At 71.5% G+C, this 21,683-nt stretch carries 18 protein-coding genes; 9 read left to right on the top strand and 9 right to left on the bottom strand.

Annotated elements, in window-relative coordinates; genetic code table 11:
* Positions 1-25 precede the first annotated feature (25 nt).
* The 4 genes from leuC to ACFVWD_RS06585 all read left to right on the top strand — a co-directional run bounded on the left by leuC (position 26) and on the right by ACFVWD_RS06585 (position 3,345).
* Entirely contained in the window at positions 26-1,450 is a 1,425-nt protein-coding gene (leuC, locus tag ACFVWD_RS06600; protein WP_389594268.1) for a 3-isopropylmalate dehydratase large subunit, read from the top strand.
* 6 nt (positions 1,451-1,456) lie between these two features.
* The gene (leuD, locus tag ACFVWD_RS06595) at positions 1,457-2,050 is read left to right on the top strand and encodes a 3-isopropylmalate dehydratase small subunit (RefSeq protein WP_389594267.1); all 594 of its coding nucleotides are present in this window, start codon (positions 1,457-1,459) and stop codon (positions 2,048-2,050) included.
* A 266-nt stretch (positions 2,051-2,316) separates the two neighbouring features.
* Positions 2,317-2,547 (top strand): hypothetical protein, encoded by a 231-nt coding sequence (locus tag ACFVWD_RS06590; protein WP_389594266.1) that lies wholly within the window; start codon positions 2,317-2,319, stop codon positions 2,545-2,547.
* A gap of 138 nt (positions 2,548-2,685) precedes the next feature.
* Complete coding sequence (locus ACFVWD_RS06585; protein WP_054235399.1) at positions 2,686-3,345, top strand: HU family DNA-binding protein; 660 nt, start codon at positions 2,686-2,688, stop codon at positions 3,343-3,345.
* Positions 3,346-3,495: 150 nt separating this feature from the next.
* Here the strand turns inward: ACFVWD_RS06585 and ACFVWD_RS06580 are convergent, their stop codons facing one another.
* Both ACFVWD_RS06580 and cofC read right to left on the bottom strand, forming a co-directional pair.
* A complete protein-coding gene (locus tag ACFVWD_RS06580; RefSeq protein WP_054235398.1) occupies positions 3,496-3,699 on the bottom strand; it encodes a hypothetical protein in 204 nt (67 codons plus the stop codon).
* Between the two features lie 94 nt (positions 3,700-3,793).
* A complete protein-coding gene (gene cofC, locus ACFVWD_RS06575; protein ID WP_101400878.1) occupies positions 3,794-4,441 on the bottom strand; it encodes a 2-phospho-L-lactate guanylyltransferase in 648 nt (215 codons plus the stop codon).
* 145 nt (positions 4,442-4,586) lie between these two features.
* Between cofC and ACFVWD_RS06570 the strand changes: the two genes are divergently transcribed.
* The 3 genes from ACFVWD_RS06570 (at position 4,587) to ACFVWD_RS06560 (ending at position 7,695) form a co-directional block, all read left to right on the top strand.
* Positions 4,587-5,393 carry a lysophospholipid acyltransferase family protein gene (locus ACFVWD_RS06570; protein ID WP_389594265.1) on the top strand — a complete coding sequence of 269 codons (807 nt, stop codon included), beginning with the start codon at positions 4,587-4,589 and terminating at the stop codon, positions 5,391-5,393.
* Entirely contained in the window at positions 5,390-6,400 is a 1,011-nt protein-coding gene (locus ACFVWD_RS06565) for an NAD(P)H-dependent glycerol-3-phosphate dehydrogenase (RefSeq protein ID WP_360268972.1), read from the top strand. Before ACFVWD_RS06570 ends, ACFVWD_RS06565 begins: the two co-directional genes overlap by 4 nt.
* A 137-nt stretch (positions 6,401-6,537) precedes the next feature.
* Positions 6,538-7,695 (top strand): D-alanine--D-alanine ligase family protein, encoded by a 1,158-nt coding sequence (locus ACFVWD_RS06560; protein WP_168511536.1) that lies wholly within the window; start codon positions 6,538-6,540, stop codon positions 7,693-7,695.
* Between the two features lie 57 nt (positions 7,696-7,752).
* On the opposite strand, the gene ACFVWD_RS06555 is transcribed toward ACFVWD_RS06560, so the two are convergent.
* Positions 7,753-8,247 carry a DUF3515 domain-containing protein gene (locus tag ACFVWD_RS06555; protein ID WP_389594264.1) on the bottom strand — a complete coding sequence of 165 codons (495 nt, stop codon included), beginning with the start codon at positions 8,245-8,247 and terminating at the stop codon, positions 7,753-7,755.
* Between the two features lie 20 nt (positions 8,248-8,267).
* Entirely contained in the window at positions 8,268-8,501 is a 234-nt protein-coding gene (locus ACFVWD_RS06550; protein ID WP_028802415.1) for an Lrp/AsnC family transcriptional regulator, read from the bottom strand.
* A 206-nt stretch (positions 8,502-8,707) separates the two neighbouring features.
* Here ACFVWD_RS06550 and ACFVWD_RS06545 point away from each other — a divergent pair, with 206 nt between their 5' ends.
* Entirely contained in the window at positions 8,708-9,673 is a 966-nt protein-coding gene (locus ACFVWD_RS06545; RefSeq protein WP_054235392.1) for a thiamine-phosphate kinase, read from the top strand.
* 12 nt (positions 9,674-9,685) lie between these two features.
* Here ACFVWD_RS06545 and ACFVWD_RS06540 read toward each other — a convergent pair whose 3' ends face one another.
* From ACFVWD_RS06540 to rpmB, 3 genes are all read right to left on the bottom strand, one after another.
* Positions 9,686-10,930 (bottom strand): FAD-dependent monooxygenase, encoded by a 1,245-nt coding sequence (locus ACFVWD_RS06540; RefSeq protein ID WP_389594263.1) that lies wholly within the window; start codon positions 10,928-10,930, stop codon positions 9,686-9,688.
* Positions 10,931-11,012: 82 nt separating this feature from the next.
* A complete protein-coding gene (locus ACFVWD_RS06535) occupies positions 11,013-14,108 on the bottom strand; it encodes a BTAD domain-containing putative transcriptional regulator (protein WP_389594262.1) in 3,096 nt (1,031 codons plus the stop codon).
* A 204-nt stretch (positions 14,109-14,312) separates the two neighbouring features.
* Positions 14,313-14,498 (bottom strand): 50S ribosomal protein L28, encoded by a 186-nt coding sequence (gene rpmB, locus ACFVWD_RS06530; protein ID WP_003993230.1) that lies wholly within the window; start codon positions 14,496-14,498, stop codon positions 14,313-14,315.
* A gap of 259 nt (positions 14,499-14,757) precedes the next feature.
* On the opposite strand from rpmB, the gene ACFVWD_RS06525 reads away from it, so the two are divergent.
* Positions 14,758-16,572: a DAK2 domain-containing protein gene (locus tag ACFVWD_RS06525; RefSeq protein WP_389594261.1), complete on the top strand. Its 1,815-nt coding sequence runs from the start codon at positions 14,758-14,760 to the stop codon at positions 16,570-16,572.
* A gap of 195 nt (positions 16,573-16,767) precedes the next feature.
* On the opposite strand, the gene ACFVWD_RS06520 is transcribed toward ACFVWD_RS06525, so the two are convergent.
* Positions 16,768-19,842: a tetratricopeptide repeat protein gene (locus ACFVWD_RS06520; RefSeq protein WP_389594260.1), complete on the bottom strand. Its 3,075-nt coding sequence runs from the start codon at positions 19,840-19,842 to the stop codon at positions 16,768-16,770.
* The gene (locus tag ACFVWD_RS06515; RefSeq protein ID WP_389594259.1) at positions 19,839-21,677 is read right to left on the bottom strand and encodes an HSP90 family protein; all 1,839 of its coding nucleotides are present in this window, start codon (positions 21,675-21,677) and stop codon (positions 19,839-19,841) included. The genes ACFVWD_RS06520 and ACFVWD_RS06515 overlap by 4 nt, the downstream gene beginning before the upstream one ends.
* Positions 21,678-21,683 lie beyond the last annotated feature (6 nt).

Here is a 21,683-nt window from a genome sequence, read left to right as displayed (position 1 = left end):
ACACAGGCCGGCCGGAGGGAAAGCGATGGGTAGGACACTCGCGGAGAAGGTCTGGGACGACCACGTCGTCCGGCGCGCCGAGGGCGAGCCCGACCTTCTCTTCATCGATCTGCACCTGCTGCACGAGGTGACCAGCCCGCAGGCCTTCGACGGCCTCCGCCAGGCCGGGCGTCCCGTGCGCCGTCTCGACCTCACCATCGCCACCGAGGATCACAACACCCCGACCCTCGACATCGACAAGCCCATCGCGGACCCGGTCTCCCGGGTCCAGCTGGAGACCCTGCGCAAGAACTGCGCCGAGTTCGGTGTACGGCTGCACTCGCTGGGTGACGTCGAGCAGGGCGTCGTCCACGTGGTGGGACCGCAGCTGGGTCTGACCCAGCCCGGCACCACCGTGGTCTGTGGCGACTCCCACACCTCCACGCACGGCGCCTTCGGCGCGCTGGCGTTCGGCATCGGCACCTCGCAGGTCGAGCATGTGCTGGCCACCCAGACGCTGCCGCTGGCCCGCCCCAAGACCATGGCCATCACGGTCGACGGCGAGCTGCCCGACGGCGTCACCGCCAAGGACCTGATCCTGGCGATCATCGCCAAGATCGGTACGGGTGGCGGCCAGGGCTACATCCTGGAATACCGCGGCCCCGCCATCGAGAAGCTCTCGATGGAAGCCCGGATGACCATCTGCAACATGTCGATCGAGGCCGGCGCCCGCGCGGGCATGATCGCCCCCGACGAGACCACCTTCGAGTACCTCAAGGGCCGTGCGCACGCCCCCGAGGGCGAGGAGTGGGACGCCGCGGTCGCGTACTGGAAGACCCTGAAGTCGGACGAGGACGCGGTCTTCGACGCCGAGGTCGTCATCGACGGCCCGTCGCTGGCGCCGTTCGTCACCTGGGGCACCAACCCCGGCCAGGGAGCGCCGCTTTCGGCGTCCGTCCCCGACCCGGCTTCGTACGAAGACGCTTCGGAGCGCATGGCCGCCGAAAAGGCCCTGGAGTACATGGGGTTGACCGCCGGACAGCCGCTGCGCGACATCAAGGTCGACACCGTCTTCGTAGGTTCCTGCACCAACGGCCGCATCGAGGACCTGCGCGCCGCCGCCGCGATCGTCGAGGGCCGCAAAGTCGCCGACGGCGTACGGATGCTGGTCGTCCCCGGTTCCGCGCGGGTCGGTCTGCAGGCCGTCTCCGAGGGCCTGGACGTGGTCTTCAAGGAGGCCGGCGCCGAGTGGCGGCACGCGGGCTGCTCGATGTGCCTGGGCATGAACCCCGACCAGCTGGCCCCCGGTGAGCGCTCCGCGTCCACCTCGAACCGTAACTTCGAGGGCAGGCAGGGCAAGGGCGGTCGTACGCACCTCGTATCGCCGCAGGTGGCCGCCGCGACCGCGGTGCTGGGCCACCTGGCCTCCCCGGCCGACCTGTCCGACGCCCCCGTGCCCGCTGGAGTCTGAGAAGTCATGGAAGCATTCGTCACGCACACCGGCCGGGCCGTTCCGCTGCGCCGCAGCAACGTCGACACCGACCAGATCATCCCCGCCCACTGGCTCAAGAAGGTGACCAGGGACGGCTTCGAGGACGGGCTGTTCGAGGCCTGGCGCAAGGACTCGTCCTTCATCCTCAACCAGCCCGAGCGCAAGGGCGCCACGGTCCTGGTCGCGGGCCCCGACTTCGGCACCGGCTCCTCCCGCGAGCACGCCGTCTGGGCGCTGCAGAACTACGGCTTCAAGGCCGTCATCTCGTCCCGGTTCGCGGACATCTTCCGGGGCAACTCGCTCAAGAACGGCCTGCTCACGGTGGTTCTGGAGCAGAAGGTCGTGGACGCGCTCCAGGAGCTGACGGAAAAGGACCCCGAGGCCGAGATCACGGTCGACCTGGAGGCCCGCGAGGTGCGCGCCGAGGGCATCACCGCGGCCTTCGAGCTCGACGAGAACGCCCGCTGGCGGCTGCTGAACGGCCTGGACGACATCTCCATCACCCTCCAGAACGAGGGCGACATCGCGGAGTACGAGACCAAGCGGCCGTCGTACAAGCCGAAGACGCTCCAGGTCTGACGCCCGGGCCGCTTCGCGGCTGAGGCAGGGCTGATTTCAGCCACCGCAACACCCCTCTGTACCCCCAATCGTGGACGGTTGGGGGTACAGCTGTGTCTGCCTCCGAACGCCCCTTCGGGGGGCCTCAACTCCCCTAGTTACAAAGGAGATTGCCTGGGTACGCGCCTCTTGGGGCCGCGGCGCTCCGGGGCGCTCAGGACCCTCTCCAGGTACGGCAGTTACCCCCTGGGCAGGCGACAACTCGCCCCAGATGGCACAATCTGTGCATGGAACACGACGGCCAACTCGAGCTCTATGCGGCAGTCGCGGCCCAACTGAAGGAAGCGCACACAAGAGTGCGCGCACTGCAAGTCCCGGAGGGCGTACGGATGGCGCTGACCCGGAAGCTGCTGGTCATTACGGCCGTGGCCAAGCACGATCTCGCCGACGCGACAAGGCGGCTGGAGCGGTTCACCAGCGACCTCGACGAGGGTCGATTCCTCGAAGGGGAACGCTGAGGAACTCCGCGACAGCCCGAGTTCGTTGCGGCACAAGGGTGATTAGCCCGTTTCGTGTTTGATTTGCGGTATATATCTGCCTAACGTGCGAAAAAGCTTGAACGCATTCGTTCGGGCAATGTCTCCGAAGGGGAAGACGTGAACAAGGCGCAGCTCGTAGAAGCGATTGCCGACAAGGTCGGCGGGCGTCAGCAGGCCGCCGACGCGGTCGACGCCGTACTGGACGCGATCGTCCGTGCAGTTGTCGGCGGAGACCGGGTCTCGGTCACCGGCTTCGGTTCCTTCGAGAAGGTCGACCGTCCGGCTCGTTACGCCCGCAACCCGCAGACCGGTGAGCGTGTTCGGGTCAAGAAGACCTCTGTGCCGCGCTTCCGCGCGGGTCAGGGCTTCAAAGACCTGGTGAGCGGCTCGAAGAAGCTCCCGCGTGGTGGCGAGGTCGCGGTCAAGAAGGCGCCCAAGGGCAGCCTGACCGGCGGCGCCGCGGCGACCGTGAAGAAGGCCGCGGCCAAGAAGGCCACCACCGCCAAGAGGGCGACGGCCGCGAAGAAGACCACCGCCGCCGTGAAGAAGACGGCCGCGAAGAAGACCACCACCGCGGCGAAGAAGACCACGGCGACCGCGAAGAAGACGACCGCCAAGAAGACCACGGCGACCGCCAAGAAGACCGCGGCGAAGAAGACCACCGCCAAGAAGGCCACCGCCAAGAAGGCCCCGGCGAAGAAGGCGACCGCCAAGAAGGCCCCCGCCAAGAAGTCGACGGCTCGCAAGACCACCGCCAAGAAGGCCACCGCCCGCTAGAAGCTGGGGCGCAGGGCAACTCACGCGCCGGGCCGGACTCCCATGGGGAGCCCGGCCCGCGGCGTGTCCGGGACCTGGTGAGAGGGCCTGGTCAGACGGTACGCCGAAGGGCCGGCGGAGGTCTGGCGCAGGTGCGGCCGGAAGGTCCGGTCAGAAGGTCTGGAGCGTCACCAGGGTGATCCGGCGGGCCTCGCCGTCACCCTCGGTCTCGATGCGCACGCGCTGTCCCGGGCGCAGCAGCCTGAGCCCGCCGGCGTCGAACGCCGCGCCGTCGAAGGGCACCGGCGTGCCGTCGTCGAGCAGCACCTGTCCGCTACGGGTGTCGGGGTCGTACGTGTACGCGGTCGCCTGCATGCCGAAAGCCTATCCAGCGCCGGTGCGCGCCGCCGGTGGGTCCGGCGGACCTGACCGGGCTTCGGTGAACGCCGGTTCGCGCGGCCAGGTGCGTTCAGGTACCGGGTTGGCCCGGGATCAGGAGTTTCGCCGCCAGTGTGGCCGTGCGCGGGCCCACCCCCAGGGCGAGCGCCGCGCGCAGATCGTCGCCGGTGTCCACGTCCTGGCGTACGGAATCCACCGCGGTGAGGAGGAGTTCCGCGGCTCCCGAGGCGCGATGACGGGCTCGGGAATCGGTGCCGAAGGCGGGGCGCAATTCCCGGCCGGGGGATGCGGCCAGCAGAGTGGTGCCGATTGCGGCCGCATCGGAGAGAAAAGCACGCGGGAATTCGGCGGCGGCATCGAGTACCCGGGTCAATTCCAGGGGACGCAACGCGGGCAGATCGGCGTTCAGGGCGGCCACGGCGCATTCGGGACTTCGGGAGCGTACGGCCGCCGTCCCGTGTGCCAGCGCGGCGTTCAGACCGCCTCCCGGCTCGTCCGGCACGATCCACGCCCCCAGTGCGGCCAGCTCCCGCCCGGCCAGCGCGTCGTCCGTGACGACCGCCACATCGCCGACCGCCGCGCAGGCCAGCGCGGCCGCCACGGTGTCCTGCGCGAAGGCGAGGGCGAGTCCGGGGCGCACCGCGTCGGCGGCGGTGTCCGAGAGCCTGCTCTTGGCCCGCGCCAAGGCTTTGAGGGGGATGACCAAGGTCCACTGCACGAGCGCTCCGTTCCTCCCTTGTCGCGCCCATTGTGACCCGGCACCCCTGGCGGTCCGGACGTCGGGGCGTACGGTGTTCTCGACAGACAGGCGGCCTGGGGCGACACTTGTGCGGCCCCCCAGGCTCTAAGAGGAAGGTGTCCGCGTGCCCCGCCGCAGAATCGGCTTCTGGTACCGCTTCGCAGCGGTCCTCTGCAAACCACCACTGGTGGTTCTGATCAAGCGGGACTGGCGCGGAATGGAGAACATTCCGGCTGAGGGCGGATTTATCACCGCGGTGAACCACAATTCGCATGTGGACCCGTTCGCGTATGCCCACTATCAGTACAACACTGGGCGTGTTCCGCGTTTCCTGGCCAAGGCCGGGCTTTTCAGGAAGGGATTCGTGGGGGCCGCGATGCGCGGCACCGGACAGATCCCCGTGTACCGCGAGAGCACCGACGCGCTGAGCGCGTTCCGGGCCGCGATCGACGCCGTGGAGCGCGGCGAGTGCGTCGCGTTCTACCCCGAGGGCACCCTCACCCGCGACCCCGACGGCTGGCCGATGACCGGCAAGACCGGCGCCGCCCGGGTCGCCCTGCAGACCAAGTGCCCGGTGATTCCGGTCGCCCAGTGGGGTGCCAACGAACTGCTGCCGCCGTACGCCAAGAAGCCCAACCTCCTTCCGCGCAAGACCCACCACGTTCTCGCGGGCCCTCCGGTGGACCTGTCGCGTTTCTACGACAAGGAGATGAGCCCGGACCTCCTGAAGGAGGCCACCGAGGTCATCATGGCCGCCATCACCGCGCAGCTGGAGGGGATCCGCGGAGAGAAGGCCCCTGAGACGCCCTACGACCCGCGCCAGGTACGGATCGAACAGCGCAGGCGTACCAGGGCCCAGGAGAGGGCTCAGGAGCTGGCACAGGCCCAGCAGCAGGCACAGGCACAGCAGGAAGAGGGGCAGAGCACGTGAGCAAGCCGGTCAAGGCGGCCGTCTTCGGGACCGGATCGTGGGGTACGGCCTTCGGCATGGTGCTCGCCGACGCGGGGTGCGAGGTCACCCTGTGGGCGCGGCGGGCCGAGCTCGTCGAGGCGGTCAACTCCACGCGTACGAACCCGGACTACCTGCCGGGCGTCGAACTCCCCGAGAACCTGCGGGCGACGACCGACGCCGCCGAGGCCGCGCGTGACGCCGATTTCACCGTGCTCGCCGTGCCCTCGCAGACTTTGCGCGGCAATCTCGCCGAGTGGACGCCGCTGCTGGAGCCCGACACGGTCCTGGTCTCCCTCATGAAGGGCGTCGAACTCGGTTCCGCGATGCGGATGAGCGAGGTGATCGAGGACGTCGCCAAGGTCGGCGCCGACCGTATCGCCGTGGTCACAGGACCGAACCTGGCCCGTGAGATCGCCGCCCGGATGCCGGCCGCCGCCGTGGTCGCCTGCACCTCCGAAGCGGTCGCCCAGCGCCTCCAGGCCGCCAGCCACAACCCGTACTTCCGCCCGTACACCAACACCGACGTGGTGGGCTGCGAGCTGGGCGGCGCGGTGAAGAACGTGATCGGTCTCGCCGTCGGCATCGCGGACGGCATGGGTCTGGGCGACAACGCCAAGGGCTCGCTGATCACACGTGGACTCGCCGAGACCACCCGACTCGGCATCGTCATGGGCGCCGACCCGTTGACCTTCTCCGGACTCGCGGGCCTCGGCGACCTGGTGGCCACCTGCTCCTCGCCGCTGTCGCGCAACCACACCTTCGGCACCAACCTCGGCAGGGGCATGACCCTCCAGGAGACCATCGCGGTCACCAAGCAGACCGCCGAGGGCGTCAAGTCCTGTGAGTCGGTGCTGGATCTGGCCCGCAGGCACGGCGTCGACATGCCCATCACCGAGACGGTCGTCGGCATCGTCCACGAGGGCAAGTCGCCGGTCGTCGCGGTCAAGGAGCTGATGGGGCGCAGCGCCAAGCCCGAGCGCCGCTGAGGATCCGCGCCGCGGCGCCGGGAATCAACGCTCCGCAACGGCTCGTACGACGCTGAGCGACCACCCGTGCGACGTTGGACAACGGCCGCGGTGGGGCGCTGACTCAGCGCCGTACCAACGGGTACTCTCAACGCGATATGAGCACCGAGAACCTCCCCCAGAGCCCTGAGCAGCCGCCTCGCAAGCCGCGCGTGGCCGTCGTCTTCGGCGGCCGCAGCTCCGAACACGGGATCTCCGTGGTCACGGCCGGCGCCGTCCTGCGCGCCATCGACCGGACGAAGTACGACGTCCTGCCGATCGGCATCACCCGGGACGGCCGTTGGGCGCTCACAGCCGACGAACCGGACCGGATGGCCATCGTCGACCGGCGCCAGCCGGACGTGGAGCAGCTCGCCGAGTCGAACGAGGGCGGCGTGATCCTCCCCGTCGACCCGGCCAACCGCGAAGTCGTCTACAGCGAGCCCGGATCGGTCCCCAAGGCCCTGGGTGAGGTCGACGTCGTCTTCCCCATGCTGCACGGCCCCTACGGCGAGGACGGCACCCTCCAGGGCCTCCTGGAGCTCTCCGGAGTCCCGTACGTCGGTGCGGGTGTGCTCGCCTCGGCCGTCGGCCAGGACAAGGAGTACATGAAGCGGGTGTTCACCTCCTTCGGGCTGCCCGTCGGCCCGTACGTGGTGATCCGGCCCCGTGAGTGGGAGCGCGACGAGTCCGCCGCCCGCAAGAAGATCATCGACTTCGCGGGTGAGCACGGCTGGCCGCTGTTCATCAAGCCCGCGCGCGCGGGCTCCTCGATCGGCATCACCAAGGTCGACTCCCTCGAAGGCCTCGACGAGGCGATCGAGGAGGCCCAGCGCCACGACCCGAAGATCATCGTGGAGGCGCTGCTGCGCGGCCGCGAGATCGAGTGCGGGGTGCTGGAGTTCGAGGACGGTCCGCGCGCCAGCGTGCCGGCCGAGATCCCGCCCGTGCAGTCGCACGCGTACTACGACTTCGAGGCGAAGTACATCGACTCGACGCCCGGCCTCGTGCCCGCCCCGCTGACCCCCGAGCAGACCGCCGAGGTGCAGCGGCTCGCGGTCGACGCGTTCGAGGCCGCCTCCTGCGAGGGCCTGGTGCGCGCGGACTTCTTCCTCACCGAGGACGGCGAGTTCGTGATCAACGAGATCAACACCATGCCGGGCTTCACGCCCATCTCCATGTACCCGCAGATGTGGGAGGCGAGCGGCGTGGCCTACCCGGAGCTGGTGGACCGCCTGATCCGGGCGGCGCTGCGCCGCCCGACGGGGCTTCGGTAGACCTGGGGCACCGGGGCTTCGCTCCAGGGCACACGCCCCCGCGCGCACGTGTGTACGTCAGTCGGCGATCCCTTCGGGGATCGCCTTCTTGATGGGCGCGGCCAGGTCGACGAGCGGGTCCGACCCGTCCCGCTGGACCCACTTCTTGGGCACGCTGACCTCGACGTACGCGCGCCGCAGGCTCGTGGTGAAGCGGTACGACCCGTCGTCCTGCTTCTCCATGAGCCAGCCGACGCCGTTCACCTCGCCGCTGAGCGCGTTCTGGTCGCTCATCTTCGCGGGTCGTTCGACACCGCAGCGCAGTATGATCGCCGGGCTTCCCCAGCCCGCGGTCAACGCGGACCGGGGCTCGGGATCGTTCCGGTCGAGGCCGTCGATCTTCTTCGGCAGCACCTTGTCCAGGTTCTGACACAGCCCGGTGACCTTCGCCCCCGGGCTGGGAACCACGGCCGATCCGCCGTCGTCTGCTGAGGAGCAGCCTGTGGCGGCGATCAACAGGGCGAGAGCGGGCAGCCCGAGGAGAGCGGTGTGCCGGTGACGGGAGAAGTTCACCGGCCAAGGGTAGACGGGGGCTAGAGGTGCACGACCGGGCAGGTCAGCGTGCGGGTGATGCCGTCCACTTGCTGGACTTTCGCGACCACCATGCGGCCGAGTTCGTCGACCGTGTCGGCCTGGGCGCGCACGATCACGTCGTACGGTCCTGTCACGTCCTCGGCCTGGATCACCCCCGGGATCTTGCTGATCGTCTCGGCGACGGTCGACGCTTTGCCGACCTCCGTCTGGATCAGGATGTACGCCTGTACCACGGAACCTCCAGGGCGGCCACGAGGATCATGTGGGGAAAAGGAACGCCACGGTATCGCGTCGCCGCTCGCCACGGGGAGACCCGCGGTGGCTGGGGCTTGCGCGCCGGGGTGCACGGACTGCACAAGTTGACGGTCAACTCGACCGTACCGAGTACAGAGACGGCTCGCGACCGGGCACGGGTAGCGGCAGAGGGAGCAGTACGATCATGAAGGGCACCGTGGGCGAGTTGGGGGAGTTCGGGCTCATCAAGGAGCTCACCTCGCGTCTCACCACCACCCCGGCGGTCCGGGTCGGCCCGGGCGACGACGCCGCGGTGGTGGCCGCGCCCGACCGCAGAGTGGTGGCGAGCACCGACATCCTCCTGGAGGGGCGGCACTTCCGCCGCGACTGGTCCACGGCGTACGACGTCGGGCGTAAGGCGGCCGCGCAGAACCTCGCGGACATCGCCGCGATGGGCGCCGTACCGACCGCGCTGCTGCTCGGTCTTGTCGTCCCGGCCGAACTCCCGGCCACCTGGCCCTCCGAGATGATGGACGGGCTGCGCGACGAGTGCCAGGTCGCGGGCGCGTCCGTGGTCGGCGGCGATGTCGTGCGCGGTGACACCATCATGATCTCGATCACCGCGCTCGGCGATCTGCGCAACCACGAGCCGGTCACCCGGGGTGGCGCCCAGCCCGGTGACGTGATCGCCGTGACGGGCTGGCTGGGCTGGTCCGCGGCCGGGCACGCGGTGCTCTCCCGCGGCTTCCGCTCACCGCGCGCCTTCGTCGAGGCCCACCGCCGCCCCGAGCCGCCGTACCACGCGGGTCCCGCCGCCGCCGGGCTCGGCGCCACGGCGATGTGCGACGTGAGCGACGGGCTGATCGCCGACCTGGGCCACATCGCCGAGGCGAGCAAGGTGCGCATCGACATCCGTTCGGGCGCGATCGACATCCCCTCCCAGATGAACGACATCGGCCAGGCCGTCGGCGTCGACCCCATCCAGTGGGTGCTGACCGGTGGGGAGGACCACGCGATCGTGGCGGCCTTCCCGCCGGACGTGAAGCTGCCCGCGCGCTGGAAGGTGATCGGCGAGGTCCTCAACCCCTCGGCGCTGCCCCAGGTCACGGTGGACGGCGCGCCCTGGACCAGCAAGGGCGGCTGGGACCACTTCGGGGACATCGAGTCGTAGCCGCCCACCCCGTCAGGCGGGGTATTCGCGGAGTTTGATGCCGGTGGCCGCCTTCTCGGTGAGCTTCTTGAAGAAGCCCGCCAGGAGGCGGGAGCTGAGCAGCCGGTAGGTGCGGTCCCGGCTGCGGATCCGCCGCTCGGTCGGCGGAGCGAAGAACGGCCCCGCGTTGCCCGAGATCTTCTGGCAGCCCTTGGCGAAGTCCCGGACACGGGTCTCGTACTCGGCGAAGGCGGTGCGGTGGTCTCCGCCCGCGAGGGCCAGCTCGCCGGCCAGGACGTACGCCCCGACGATCGCCACTCCGGTGCCCATGCCGCCCATCGTGGCCCCGTACCCGGCGTCCCCGAGCAGCACCACGCGCCCCTGGGTGAGCCGGTCGACATGGATCTGGGCGATCGCGTCGAAGTACAGGTCGTCGGCCCGCTCCAGGGCCTTGAGGACCCCCGGTGTCTCCCAGCCCATCCCCGCGAACCGTTCCGCCAGGATCCGCTTCTGCGCGGCCACGTCACGGCGGTCGAACTCCAGCTTCTCGGACCGGAAGACGAGCAGCGCGCCCGCCCGGTCCGGGTCGCCGTCGTAGTTGCCGACGACCACCGCCCGCCCCGGTTCGCAGTACAGCCGCCCGGTGCGGTCGAGCCCCAGGTCGTTGGGGACGCCGAAGGCCGCCACGTAGTGGTCGAGGAAGCGCAGGTGGCGGGACTCCTCACCGAAGACGAGCCGACGGGTGAGGGAGTGCAGTCCGTCGGCGCCCACGACGAGGTCGAAGCGGCGCGGGGCGCCACGCTCGAAGGTCACGTCGACGCCTTCCGGGGTCTCGGTGAGGGTGGCGATCGAGTCCCCGAAGACGTACTCCACCTTGTCCTTGGTGCGTTCGTACATGATCCGCGCCAGCTCACCGCGGAAGATCTCCACGTCGCCGCTCATCATCTCGGCCGGCAGGTCCACGCGCGGGGTGCCGTCGGCGTCGACGACGGTCTGACGGCCCATGTGCGTCTGATGGGCGTGGATCTCGTCCCAGATGCCCATGGCGGTCAGGACGGTCCGGTGGACGTGCCCCCGGAAGTCGACCGCGAATCCGCCGGGCCGCAGGTCGGGTGCCTTCTCGACGACGGTGACGCGGGCGCCGTACCGGATCAGGTTGAGGGCGACGGCGGGACCCGCGACGCTGGCGCCGGAGACGAGGACGTGGAGGTGGGCGAGCTTGCGCACCGGGTTCTCCGCCATGTTCTGTGTCGTGTTCGTTGTCGTGTTCGTTGTCATGGGCAGGAGCTTGGCGGGAGGCGCTGACCGTGCTCCTACCGTTCGCTGACCGTGTGCCTGGCCGCCGGTCGGCGCCGCCGTCCTAGTCGGCGGCGAGTGCCGCCGCCCCGAGCACTCGCCCCCGCTCAAAGGCCCTTTCGTACGCTTCGGGGGACAGCTTTTCGCGGATGTCCCGCTCATCGCGTACGGCTTCGGGGTCGCCCCGCAGCGCCGCCCCGCGCAGGCCGACGGCGGCGCCCAGCAGGACGGCGGCGCGCTCGGGCGATGCGGCGAGGACCGCCAACGCCTCCGCGGACTCGGCGAGTTCCAGTACTCCGGGACTCTCGACGGCGAGGTCGGCCGCCTGGCGGGCCCAGTCACGCGCCTCGTCGAGGCGCCCCTCCGCGGCCGCGGAGCGGCCCAGACCGATGAGGATGCGCACGGTCTCTCCGATGCTGAACCAGTTGGCGGCGCAGGCTTCCAGGGCGCTTTCGTAGTGCACACGCGCGTGGCCGGTGTCTCCCGCGAGCCGAGCGGCGTCGCCCAGGCCCCGCAGGGCACCCGCAACCTTGTCGGTGAGGCCCACGGTGCGCGCCAGCGTCAGGGCCTGCCTGAAGTGCTCCCTCGCCTCGGCCAGTTCCCCCTGGTGCAGCAGCACGGTCGCACGGTTGCGCAGGAGGTCCGAGGTCTCCTCGGGGGCGGCCAACTCCCGGACGTACGAGAGCCCTTCGTCGAGCAGTTCGAGAGCGCGCCGGTGTTCCCCGCGCCAGTCGGCGAACAGGCCCAGCGGGTCGAGGCAGTTCGCCATGCCCCAGCGGTCCCCGGTCGCGCGAAAGCCCGCCAGAGACCGTGCGAACGACTCCTCGGACGCCGCCGGACGCCCGGCGAACTGCTCCTGGAAGCCGAGGCCGACATCAAGAAGAGCCCGCCCCCACGCGTCGCCCCCGACCTGCACCCGCACCCGGTCGTTCGTGTCGGGCCGCGGTCCGCCCACCACCGACCACAGCACCACGGTGAAGGGCAGCCGCAGGGGTCCGCTCAGCCCGGCCAGCACGTCCTCCACGCGGGCCACGCGCTGCTGGTCGGCCGGATCGTCGCTCTCACCCGAGAGCGCGTTGATCACGCACAGGACGTACTCCTCCGCGAGACCCGCCGGCGGCTCGGCGCCCACGGCCGCGAGCAGCTCCCTGGCCGAGGACGCCTGCTCTCCGTAGAGACCGCGCAACCGCCAGAACCAGGAGAGCTCGGCCATCAGCCGCAGGGCCTTCTCCCGGTCGGCGCGCACGAGATGACGCAAGGCCGCGTCCAGGTTTCCGTGCTCGGCGGTCAGCCGGTCCAGCCAGGGCAACTGGCCACCGCCGCGCAGAAGCGGTTCCGCCCGTTCGGCCAGCCGCAGGAAGTACGCGGCGTGGGCGTCCCGCAGCCGGTGCTGCTCGCCCGCGTGGACCAGGTGCTCGGCGCCGAACGCGCGGATGGTCTGCAGCATCCGGTAGCGCCCCTCGGTGACCTCCAGGAACGACTTCTCGGCCAGCGAGGCCAGCAGGTCCTCCGGAAAGGGCGTCCCGCACACGGCCTCGACCGCCTCAACCGTCGCGCCCCCGGAGAACACGGTCAGCCGTCGCGCCAGCTCCCGCTCCTCCTCGTCCAGCAGCTCCCAGCTCCACTCCACGACGGCACGAAGGGTGCGGTGCCGGGGTGCCTTGGTGCGGTCACCCCGGGACAGCAGCCGGAAGCGGTCGTCCTCGACGTGCTCGGTGAGGCGGTCGGCCAGTTCGTCCGGGGTCAGCGTCCGCAGCCGCGCCGCCGCCAGCTCGATCGCCAGCGGCAGCCCGTCCAGGGCGGCGCAGATGTCCGGCACGCGCGCGTGCCCCGCGAAACCGGGGCGCACGGCGGCCGCCCGGTCCAGGAACAGTCGCGCGGCAGGCTCCGCCGACAGCGGTGGCACCGGGCACAGCACCTCACCGGTGATCCCCAGCGACTCACGGCTCGTGGCGAGGATCCGCACACCCGGGCAGGCGCCGAGGAGCAGGCCGGTGATCCGTGCCACGTCCTCGACCAGATGCTCGCAGTTGTCCAGGACGAGCAGCAGCTCGCTGTCCTCCAGGGCGGCTAGGAGGCGATCGGTGGTGTCCCCCGCGGGAGTGCGGAAACCTTCGCGCAGACCGAGGGCGGTGAGCAGGGAGTAGGGGAGCTGGGAGGGGTCGGTGAGAGGGGCGAGCTCGACGAGGCATACGTGTGCGTAAGCGTTTGCGCAATCGTTTACGCGAGCGTTTGCGTTTACGCGAGCGTTTGCGTTGACGCGCGCGTCTGCGTTCGCATGGGCGAGCTCTATCGCCAGCCGAGTCTTGCCCGCTCCGCCCGGCCCGGTGAGTGTGACCAGGCGCTCCTGGGTGAGCAGAGCGCCGATGCGCGCGAGTTCGCCGTCGCGCCCGATGAAGCGGGTCAGCTGGGCGGGGAGCCGCCGGCGGGCGGGGCCCGCGCCCTGGAGCAGTTCCAGGTGGAGGGCGGACAGGTCGGGCGAGGGGTCGGCGCCCAGTTCCTCGGCGAGGGTGCGCCGCGCCTCCTCGAAAACCGTCAGCGCCTCGGCGGCCCGGCCGCTCGCGTGCAGGGCCCGCATCAGCTGTCCGTACAGCCGCTCGCTCAAGGGATGCGCGCCGATCAGTTCCCGCAGCTCCGGGACGAGTGCGGGGCCGCCGCCGAGCGCGAGGTCCGCGTCGACACGGTCCTGTACGGCGGTGAGCCTCAGCTCTTCGAGGCGGGTCACCTGGGCGTGCGCGCCCGGGAGGTCGGCCAGGGCCGGGCCGCGCCACAGGGTGAGCGCCTCCCGGAGCAAGGCCGCGGCTCGGGAGTGGTCACCCTGGGTGAGAGCCGAGGCTCCCTCGCGGGAGAGCCGCTCGAAGTGGTGGGCGTCGACCGCGTCGGGGGAGACGGCGATGCGGTAGCCGGTGGGGTCGGCCTCGATCCCGGTGCCGGTGCCGAGCCGCCTGCGCAGCCGGGAAACCTGGGACTGGAGGGCGTTGGCGGCCCCGGCCGGCGGCTCGGTGCCGTACAGACCGTCGGTCAGCCGCTCCGTGGAGACGGTCCGGCCCGCGTCCAGGAGGAGCAGGGTGAGCAGCGCACGGGGGCGGGGGCCGCCGGGGTCCAGGGGGCTGCCGTCCGTGGTGCGGATCTCGAGGGGGCCCAGGATGCCGAAGCGCATTCGGCAGATTCTGGCAGGTCCGGAGGATGGGGGCTACGCGCGCGTGGGACACCCCATGCCCGGTACGGCACAGCGGAAGGAAGCAAGAAGACAACAAAAAACCGGCCCACCGTGAGGTGGACCGGTTCTTAAGCGAACCAGCAGTGGCCGCGCGCATGGGGGTTCCCCCTGCTCGAGCGGAGTCGAGAGCTTGGGGGAGTTGCGTCAGCGCGAGACCTTGCCGGCCTTGATGCACGAGGTGCAAGCGTTCACGCGCTTCGGCGTCCCGCCCACCACGGTACGGACGCGCTGGATGTTGGGGTTCCAGCGACGGGACGTACGGCGGTGCGAGTGCGAGATGTTGTTGCCGAAGCCCGGCCCCTTGCCGCAGACGTCGCAGTTGGCAGCCACGGGTCACTCCAAAGACTTCAGATGCTCTTACGGTTGATCCCGGCATGCCGGAATCGAGATCTAGGATCTGAGTGGCGGTGCCAGGGGGAAGACCCGATCGAATCGGGCAACTGGAGCAGCATACAACGACTGCGTCCGGAGAACGAAACTACCATGGCTGCCCCGGGGCTCACCCCAGCCCTCCTTGGGGCCCCCTACCGTCAGTAACCCGTCCTGGGTCTACGCTGCGTGCCACGTCCAGAAGCTCAAGGAGGCGCAGGTGCCGCAGGTGCCGCAGACATTGGATGCTCTCGCGGTGCGCACCTGGTGCGGCCTCGCGCTGGAGGCGCTGGGGCGGGCCCGCGAGGAGATCGACGCCATCAATGTCTACCCGGTCGCGGACGGGGACACCGGGACGAATCTGTATCTGACGGTGGAGTCTGCGGCAGCGGCGGTGGAGGCGGTTTTCGCGGGCTACGAGACGGTGACGGGGGCCGGTCCCACGGGGTCCGCTCCGACTGGAGCCGTTTCCACGGGGGTCACGGGGATCGGTCTGCCCACTCTCGCCGACGCCGTGCGGGCGATGGCGCACGGGGCGCTGATCGGGGCCCGCGGGAACTCCGGGACGATCCTCGCGCAGCTGCTGCGCGGCATGGCGCAGGTGCTCGCCGCCGATGGTGAGGCCGGGAGTGGGACCGCCGGTGCGACTGCCGGTGAGGCCGAGGGTGAGACCGCTCACACCGACGGACAGGCCCTTCGGCGGGCCCTGCGACAGGCCGCCGACTCCGCACGCGAGGCCGTGGCGCACCCCGTGGAGGGCACGGTCCTCACGGTCGCCGCGGCCGCCGCCGAGGCGGCCACCGGTACGGAGGGCGACTGCGGCACGGTCGCGTGCGCGGCGTACGAGGGAGCACGGGCGGCCCTCATGGCGACCCCCGGCCAGCTGGCCGTGCTGGAGCGCGCCGGTGTGGTCGACGCGGGTGGGCGGGGGCTGCTGGCGGTGCTGGCGGCCCTGGCGGAGACGTTCACGGGGGAGTCCCCGGGCGCCGGACGGGTGGCGGGCGAGGTCCACACGCGCGTGAATGGCGTGGACGGCGTGAGTGGCGTGGACGGTGTGGACCGTGTGGATGTGAACGGCGTGTGCGTGGACGGCCTGCCCGGGGAAGACAGCCCGGCCTTCGAGGTGACCTATCTGCTGGAGGCCGAGGACGCGGACGTGGCGCGGTTGCGGGCCCGGCTCGACCGTCTCGGCAACTCGCTCGTCGTGGTCGGCGGGGACGGGCTGTGGAACGTCCATGTGCACGCGGACGACGCCGGTGCCGCCGTGGAGGCGGGGGTCGAGGCCGGGCGGCCGTACCGGATCAGGATCACGCACTTCGGGCTCGGCGACGCCCACACGGCGGGCGCGTCCGGGCGGCCGCCCCGGGAGCGGGCGCAGCGGGCCGTGGTGGCGGTCGTGCCCGGCGAAGGGCTGGCCGGGCTGTACGCCGAGGCCGGGGCGACCACCGTGCTCGCGCGGCCCGGGGAACCGCCCGCGAGCGGGGAACTCGTCGAGGCCGTACGCCGGGCCCACGCGCGCGAGGTGGTGTTGCTGCCCAATGACGCCGATCTGCGCCACACCGCGGCGGCCGCCGCCGAGCAGGCCCGTACGGAGGGCGTCCGGGTCGCGCTGATCCCGACCCGCTCCGCGGTCCAGGGCATCGCCGCGCTCGCCGTCCACGAGCCCGAACGCCGCTTCGACGAGGACGTCGTCGCCATGACCTCGGCGGCGGGCGCCACGCGTTACGCCGAGGTCGCCGTCGCCGAGCGTCAGTCCTGGACCATGGCCGGCATCTGCCAGGCCGGAGACGTCCTCGGGCTCATCGACGGCGATGTCGCCGTGATCGGCTCCGACATCACCGCCACCGCCGAAACCGTCCTAGACCGCATGCTCGCCGCCGGCGGGGAGATGGTCACCCTCGTCCTGGGTGACGAGGCTCCCGGCTCCATCGCCGCCCATCTCGAAGCGCGGGTCCGGGAGTCGTACTTGGCCGTCGACACGGTGGCGTACCGGGGCGGGCGACAGGGAGCGTTGCTGCTGATCGGGGTGGAGTAGCCGCCGGGGGGCGCGGTTCCCCGCGGCCCTCGGGAGCGCCGGCGCGCGTCATTCAGCCCGTCCGGCGTTTGAGGACGAGGCCGTTCAGGCCGAGGCCGGGGTTCAGGGGCGGAGCCCCCGGGGGACGGGAACGGGTAGGGGCGGCGGGGGCGAGACCCCCCGCCCCCAACCGTCACTGGTCCCGCTGTTTCTCCATCACGCCTTCTCCGTCACGCCCAGCATGTTCTCCGCCTCGGCCCGACGTGCCTGCGCGGCTTCCCCGTCCGCACCCGCGTACGCGGAAAGCACCGCACGCGCGCGTGCGGCCGCCGCCGCGGGCCTGAGCAGATCGGCCTCCAGCCACCCCGCCGCGAGCTCGGCCCCGGTGCGCGCGTCGAGGGCGTCGTCTCCGAGGGACGCGAAGACGGAGATGGCCCGCGTGTAGTGGGCCAGAGCCTCCTGCGCGTCGTCCGGAACGGAACGGGCGACGAGGTCACCGAACTGCCGATGGGTGTGACCGAGTTCGGCGACAAGGCGATGACGGGCCTCCGCGGCATCGGAGTCCTCCGCGGCATCGGAGCCCACGACAGCCTCGGCCCCGACGGAGGACGACATCGCCAGAAGCCCCTCCTCGCACTCCCGCACCGCCGCCCCCATCGACTCCCGCGCCCCTTCCAGCCCCGAGTCCGTACGCAACGCGACCCACGCCCGGGCCCGCAGCGACCGGATCAGACCGTGGACGTTGCCGACGGCACGCCACAGATCACCGGCGCGCGCGTACGCCTGCTCGGCCTGCGCGGGCAGTTCGGCGTGGCCGAGCGCCTCGGCGGCGAGGTGGGCGAGCATCGCGTGGTCACGCTGCTCGGGCCAGCGCCGGGCGACGTCCGCGGCCCGCAACCAGTGCTCGGCCGCCGCACGGTGTTCGCCGAGCTCGGTGAGGCAGTCGCCGAGCCACCACCGCGTCTGCACGATCGCACCGTCGCCGTGCATCTCGGTGGTCAGGTCGGGCAGCGCCGACTCCAGGATCTCCGCGGCCTCGGCCCACCGCTCCTGACGGAGCAGGAACCCGCCGAGCTGGTGCCGGGCCCAGGCGCCGAGAGTGGGCCCCTGGCCCGCCTCGTCGGCCCAGTGCGCGGCCTCCAGGGCGTGTTCCGATGCGGGCCCGAACTGCCCGGTGGCGCCCAGGACCTCGGCGAGCTGCAGGTGCAGCTGCGCGTGCCCCATCGGCTCCAGGCGAGGCCCTCCGTGCTCCAGCGCCGCGCGCGCGGCCCGCTCGGCCCCCTCCGCGTCGCCCAGGTGCCGGGCGATCCCGGCGAGCCGGGACTCGTACTCGACGGCGAACCACGGCAACCCCGCCGCCACGAACGCCTCCGAGGCCTGCCCGAGCAGTTCCGCGGCGGCCTCGGCGTCCCCGGCGTGCGCCGCGAGCTCCCCGAGCATCGCCCGCGCCTCCGCGGCCCGCGAGGCCATCCGGACGTCCGAGATGTGCGGCTCGGCCAGCGCCAGCAGCTCCCGCACGGCCGCCTCGGCGGCGCCCACGACCTCGTCCCCGGCGGTCCCGGAATCGGCGGTCCCGGAATCGGCGGTCCCGGAGCCGGCCGCCCCGGATGCCGCAGCCCCCGGTTCGCCCTCGTCCGCGCCCTCCTGCACCAACTGCATCAATATTCGCGCCCGCCCCACCAGCACGGACGCCGCCTGGGACACCCCCGTCCCGCCGTCCGCGAGGAGGGCGAGCACCCCCTCGTACAGCTCCGAGACGGTCGCGAGCGCCTCCTCGGGCCCGCCGGTGAGGGCGAGGACGTACGCGGCACGGGCACGGGCCGCGAGCGCCTCGCCGGGGTCGCCCGCCTCGGCGTAGAGTCCGGCCGCCTCGTGAAAGAGCTCGATGCCCTCGGGACCGCGTTCCATCGCCGCGTGGTCGGCGATCTCCGCACGGTCGCGGACGTCCAGCTCCCGGCCCTCGGCGGCCCGTGAGACCGCCGCCCAGGCCTCGACGGCGTCCGGGCTCCGGGTCGCGGACAGCCGCCGGGCTTCGGCGAGCAGCGCCGAGAGCGAGGACGGGTCCGAGCCGGCATCCGACTCCACGAAGGCGGCAGACGATCGGGCCGAAGCCGAAGCCGAAGCGGTACCCGGACCCGTAGCGGAGCCCGAAGGCGACAAGTGTCGCGCGGACCGGGACCGCACCCCCAGCGGCAACCGCTCGACCAACGGCCGCTGATCCATCCGCCCACGAGCCCGCTCACTGACGTACAGCGTGCCGTTACGCGCGTCGAAGAGCGCCGCCAGGGAAAGGGCCTGCCCGCGCGCGTGGACCGCGAGCCCGCTCGCGGTCCACTCCCGGCCGGCCGGTCCCGGCACCGGCTGATCGCCGAGACCGAGCCCGGTCAGGCGGTCCATGAGGAGAGCCGTCACGGCCATGAAGTCGAGCTTGCTGCGCGGGTCCCCGGAGTCGGTGAAGTAGGCGGGGCGCTCCGCGAGCAGCTCCAGGGCGCGCGCCTCGTTGCCGGAGAGCGCGCAGAACTCCACGTGGTCCGCGTACGCGCCGCGCATGCTCTCCATGGGGCGCACCAGCCGGAAGCCCCGCAGGTGATGGGCGCGGGCCTCGTCCAGGCGGCCCAGGCGCAGCAGGGGGACCAGGGAGGACGCCAGGACGGTGTGCGGCTCGTGGGCGCAGGTGTACTCGCCCTCCAGGACCGGACGCCACAGTTCCAGCGCCTCCTCGTCGGCGTCGCGCTCCGCCCGCCACCACCCCTGGCTGTGGAGTTCGCACGCGTGGCAGTCGGCCATGGTGTCCCGGTCGGCGGCCAGCCACGCGGTGTACGCCCGCTCGGCGCGATCCACGTCGCCCAGGTGCGCGGCGACGCTGAACTCGGCCCCGCGCACGGCCCGTTCGGAGTGCCCGGCCAGCCGGTAGCGGTGCTCCATCTCGCCGAGCCACTTCTCTATGGAGGCGAGCGGGATGTGCGGCTGGTCGAGCATGCCGGCCGACATCCACTTGAAGACCCAGTGCAGGGAGTGGGTCTCGTACTCGTCGAAGTCCTCGGGGCGCTCGTCCCACATGCGCAGCAGGCGCGCGAAGGGGACGAACATCTTGTCCTTCTCGGAGCTGTAGTTGTAGACCTTCAGCTGGTGTCCGAGCGTCTCGATCACGGCGAGCGGGATGTTCAGCTTCTCGGCCTCGACGAGCAGTTGCTCCGCGCGCGCGTTGCGGGCGGGACCCTCCGGCTGCTCCTGGTTGTCCGCCATCGCCTGGCGCAGGGTGTCGAAGTCCATGCCCATGGCCTCGCTCATCGGAGGTCGTCCTTCCCGGGCTCGGTGTGGGTGGCCCACTCCAGGAGGCCGATGAACGCGCGGTTGAGGAGCGCGGAGTCGGCGGGCCGCAGGGGGCGCTGCGCCATGAGGAGGGCCTGTCCGTAGAGGGACTCCGTGGCGGTGCCTATCAACTCCGGGTCGCGCAGTGAACTGATCCTTCGGATCAGTGGGTTGAGGTGGTTGAGGACCAGGCGGGCGCGGGGCGCGCTGCCGCGCAGCGAGCCGAGAATGCCCGCCCACAGGTCGTCGGCCTGCTCCTCGGCCTCCGCGCGGGCCTGCTCGTGGCGGGCCGCCCGGTCGTCCAGGTGCAGGGCGGGCACGGAGAGCGGGTGGAAGGCGCGCAGCACCACGTCGCAGCCCAGGGGGTCGAGCTTGGCCCGGGCGGCCATCAGGAAGCCCGAGAGGGCCAGCTCCTCGGCCGGGTCGACGGCGTCCAGGTGCGCCGTCACGGTGTCGGCGTCCAGTTCCGAGACGACCGTCCCCGGACGCACCGACGGCAGCGCCTCCACCAGCTCGCTGTCGTAGGTGTAGCCGCCGTTGATCACCCCGATGCCCTGCGCGGAGGCTATGGGCGCGACCTGCCGGTACTCCTCCACGGTCCGCGTGAAGTGCACCACCGGGTGACGCAGCGCGAACTCCTCCAGGGACAGCCGTCCGTCGGTGGTCTCGAAGGGCAGCCACGGCAGCATCGTGCGCAGCATCTCGTTGTCGTGCCGCGCCAGGGACTTCACGCCCAGGTGGTGCACCGACAGGAAGGCCGCCAGACGCTCCGGGTCGCCCGCCGCGAGCCCCGTCAGCCACGACCGGATGCGCTCGCCCAGGGCCTCGCGTACGGCCGCCAGGGTCTCGTCCTCGTACAGCGACTCGCGCGAGGCGGTGGGCCGCAGGCTGTCCGTGTCCAGGACGCAGCGCACGAAGAACGCCCAGTCGGGCAACAGTTGTTCGGCCCGCTCGGTGAGCAGCATGCCCTTCAGGTGCACTCGATGGCTCGCGCGCTGGGCGGGGCTGACCGCGGACGGCAGGACGTACGCCACGCCGCGGACTCCGGCGAGCGGCACGTTCAGGTCGATCGTGTCCAGCGGTGTGAAGCCGAACAGGTCGTGGCAGTGGCGGGCCAGGGCAACCCTGCGGGTGGCAGGGCTCGGATGGGTGCGGTCCCAGGGCGCCGGAAGGTCCGCGATCGCCTCGTCGCCGACGCGTACGTCGTACGGCAGCAGCGAGCCGAAGTCCCGGGCCAGGGAGCGGACCCGCTCCTCGGTGAGCCATTCGCCGGCCCCGGCGCGCGCCACCAGGTGCACGGTGGTGCCCGGTTCCGGACGGGCCTCGTGCGGCAGCGTACGCACGGTGTACGAGCCGTCGTCGGTCGCCGTCCACTCCACGGGCGCCGCGTCGGGCGTACGTGCGCTGCGGCTGACGACGCGGATGCGTTCGGCGACCACGAAGCACGCCAGCAGCCCGATGCCGAACTGCCCCAGGAAGTCGGAGCGCGCCGCCTGCAGGCCGTCCTCCCGCTTGGAACTGCGGCCGATCGTCGCGAGGAGGCTGTGGACGTCGGACTCGGTGAGCCCGATGCCGGAGTCCTCCACACGCAGCGTGCCGCCCTCGGCGTACAGGCGCACGGCGGCCGGGGCGTCCGGCTGCTCCGCCCGTCGGGCGGTGATCGCGTCCACGGCGTTCTGCAGCAGTTCGCGCAGGTAGACCTTGGGACTGGAGTAGAGGTGATGGGAGAGCAGGTCCACCAGACCACGCAGGTCGACCTGGAAGGTGTGAGGTGACTGGGATGCCTGTGATGACTGTGAGGTCTGGGAGTCCATCGTCGC

Origin of the sequence: Streptomyces sp. NPDC058086 (assembly GCF_042885015.1) — a bacterium.
In the GTDB taxonomy this organism is placed as follows: Bacteria; Actinomycetota; Actinomycetes; order Streptomycetales; family Streptomycetaceae; genus Streptomyces.
Note: the sequence above shows the minus strand (reverse complement) of the source record. Positions and strands in the feature narration are given on the sequence as shown.